Source organism: uncultured Nitrospira sp. (assembly GCA_902500695.1).
Classification (GTDB): Bacteria; Nitrospirota; Nitrospiria; order Nitrospirales; family UBA8639; genus Nitrospira_E.
Genome location: CABVRQ010000127.1, coordinates 3,820 through 6,708, shown reverse-complemented (window position 1 = coordinate 6,708; position 2,889 = coordinate 3,820). Strand labels below are relative to the sequence as shown.

Sequence of the window (2,889 nt, the reverse complement as noted above, 5' to 3'; positions counted from 1 at the left end):
CATGTCCTTGCCTTAACCGAACGGATGTTTACGTGCATCAAAGCGGATCTGGGGGAACGTCTGGCGAGGCATCCAAACTTTTCGGTGAGCATCAATCTCTCACCGGTCATCATTGGCAAAGAAAAGATCATGCCGATGATAGATCGCGCGGGGTTAACGCATTACCTCCCTCAGATCACTGGAGAAATCACCGAACGACATGCTCTCAATGATGTGGGACGAGATGCCATTCGTTTGGCTCGGCAAATGGGCGGGAAAGTGGCCATTGATGACTTTGGAACGGGGCAATCTGGTCTGCAACAACTCTTGGGCCTGGAGGTCGACATCATTAAAATTGACCGATCGTTCATCAGTCTTCTCGGCAAAGACCTTCCTGCCGAGCGGCTGGTTCGTGGGATGGCCGCGTTGGCCAGGATTCTCAAGGTAGAGATTGTGGCCGAGGGAGTTGAGACCGCAGAACAGGCATCATTTCTGCGATCCATCGGGATCGAAAAGGGGCAAGGGTGGTTGTGGGCGAAAGCCCTCAACCCCACAGAACTAAGCGAGTGGCTGAGCTAGCGCGGCCCTATATCGAACCCGGATTGAGTTTCGGCGAGGTATGATACTCCGATCCTGTCCCTAAGGTGTGGCCAGGTGATCTCCTGGTGAATAGTGTGTGGTCGTGAGATTGGCAGGACCTTAATGCTTTATCTAATTATTTTCATAGATCGGAGGTGGGGCCTCCATATTGGTGGTTCTCCAGTTGATGAAGAACAATGCCGTATAGACCGTTTGAATGACCGATCCTACCTGCGGCTCGGTTGAGCGAAAAAAACGTCCGGATGCGCTTTCGAAAATATCAAAATAAAAACGCACATAGCCCTCGCTTTGAACCCGTTTGTATAAAGCCAATTCGGGTGTGGCGATGGGGAAAATCGTTGCCTGGGTGGCTGGCAGCCCCAACATCCGCGTGTTTTCGGTCGTCCCTATAGACTCAACGATTAAATGCACCCGGTACGTCGCATCCTGTTCCTCTTCCCGAATGATCACTCCCTGTTGCCCTAGCCAACCGGCAACGACCTGATTCATATGCCGATGGATTACATCTCCCTGTAAACTCTGGTCAACCCTCAGGCTTGAAGCCGTCAGAGTAATTGTGGCCCCCTTGAGCATGCCGACATCATAATCCTTCAGGCCTTTTTGGATCGCTGAACTGAATAACAATTGCTCGGTGGGTGTGAGGGGATCGGTAGCCTTCTTAGTTGGCCCGGCGCAAGCGGATAATACACTGAAGATCAGCCCCCAAGTCATGATGAACCGCATGGTCTTTGATCTGGTCATCCTGCTTTACTTTCTCCTTTCAGGGTGATGGGCCAACTCCGATTTTCCTCGAATCGAGGGATTCCGCAGAGGCCAAAGCTTCAAGAGTCCATGCCGTGGGAAGCATAGGAAAATCAGACATTTCTGTAGAAAGAAAAATGAGCCCGTTTCATTTCTGTTGCAAGTTGCACCAGGGTTGGAGAAAGTTTTTACTAATCATGGAAAAGGATCAGTTGGCTCAAGTTTCAATGCGGACCCGAATTTTTGATCTGTGCAATGCGCCATAACTTTTTTCCTATTTATCCGTTGCCGTTTACCTGCTATTGATCAATGCCTCGCATGGTATCCCTTGGCTGAAAGTCCATCGACCTGACCCGAACAGACCGGATGATTTTTGATCGGTCGACACAAAAAGTCAAGGCAATTCTCGTCGAACTCCGCCTCCATTGGTTCTGCATCCGTGTTGATGAATTAGACGGAATCCCTCGGTCTTCTGACCTGGTTTTGTGACCTTCTCTATAAAGAGTGAATTGTGATTGAGGTGAGTCGTGGGAAAATTCGCATGATAGCCTGTGCGATGAATGGGGAACTATTTATTGAACGTTATTGAAAGGCGGACCTGAATCGACGAATTCAGGGAATTGAGAAGCCGGAGAACAGCCCAAGAAAACAGGGAGGTCTCGTCCGAGGACTGATCGGACTGCTGGTGTGTATAGGTTTGCTCGTGATCAATCCTGCACCAGGCCAGGCCATGGTTGAAGAAGATATCCGGGTCCTTCGTGAGGATATGGAGCAGGTCAAAAAGGATCTTGCTGAAATTAAGAGCATTCTTCAGAGTGCGATAAAAAACCGCAAAGGGCGGAGAAAACCACTAGCACCGTGGGTGTGACAGGGCAGCCTATGCTGGGGAAAATTGATGCGCCGGTCACGATCGTGGAATTCTCAGACTATCAATGCCCGTTTTGCCAACGGTATTCGTTATCCGTGTTTCCTGTGCTCAAACGTGAGTATATCGATACAGGAAAAGTTCGATAGGTATTCAGAGATTTTCCCTTTAGCAGCATCCATCCTCAGGCGGGAAAGGCTCATGAAAGCGCGCATTGCGCCGGAGAATTCAATTAATACTTGGAAATGCATGATGTGTTGTTTCAAAACCAGAAAGATCTCACCGTTCCCTCGTTAAAACGGTATGCTGCAAACCTGGGGCTTGACCCTACAACTTTCGAGTCATGCTTGGATAGCGGAAAATACGAAGCGAACATTCAGCAGGACGTTGATGATGGTGCTGCTGCTGGTATAAGAGGGACGCCATCGTTCTTTATCGGGAAAAGCGACCCGGGAGACTCCATCACCGGAACGATTGTCCGTGGAGCACAACCTCTTGCGAATTTCTAGGGAATCATTGATCAGCTCCTCAATAATCATGCGTCGGACGTTGGCGTCCCCTCAGAATCCGGTGAACCTTCTCCCACTCCGGTTCCTTCAGTCTTTAATGGAGGATGCTCGGTGTATCCACTCACTCGTGAGATTACTGTCCCCGAGTGACCAACTCACCTGACTCGTGAACAATAAACCATGCGCCCGTAGTTC

General features: G+C 49.8%; 2 protein-coding genes and 1 pseudogene. 2 read left to right on the top strand and 1 reads right to left on the bottom strand.

Going from position 1 to position 2,889, the window contains the following annotated elements:
- On the top strand, positions 1-558 hold a 558-nt coding region (locus AAH187_RS18390), incomplete at its 5' end, for an EAL domain-containing protein (RefSeq protein ID WP_342349944.1).
- A 132-nt stretch (positions 559-690) separates the two neighbouring features.
- Here the strand turns inward: AAH187_RS18390 and AAH187_RS18385 are convergent.
- Positions 691-1,320, bottom strand: a complete 630-nt coding sequence (locus AAH187_RS18385; RefSeq protein ID WP_342349943.1) for a hypothetical protein — start codon at positions 1,318-1,320, stop codon at positions 691-693.
- Between the two features lie 879 nt (positions 1,321-2,199).
- Between AAH187_RS18385 and AAH187_RS18380 the strand changes: the two are divergent.
- A pseudogene (locus tag AAH187_RS18380) lies at positions 2,200-2,694 on the top strand (DsbA family protein).
- Positions 2,695-2,889: the final 195 nt, after the last annotated feature.

Coding starts and splice junctions, on each gene's coding strand:
- AAH187_RS18385 (WP_342349943.1), bottom strand. CDS start 1,320: ATGACCAGATCAAAGACCATGCGGTTCATCATGACTTGGGGGCTGATC.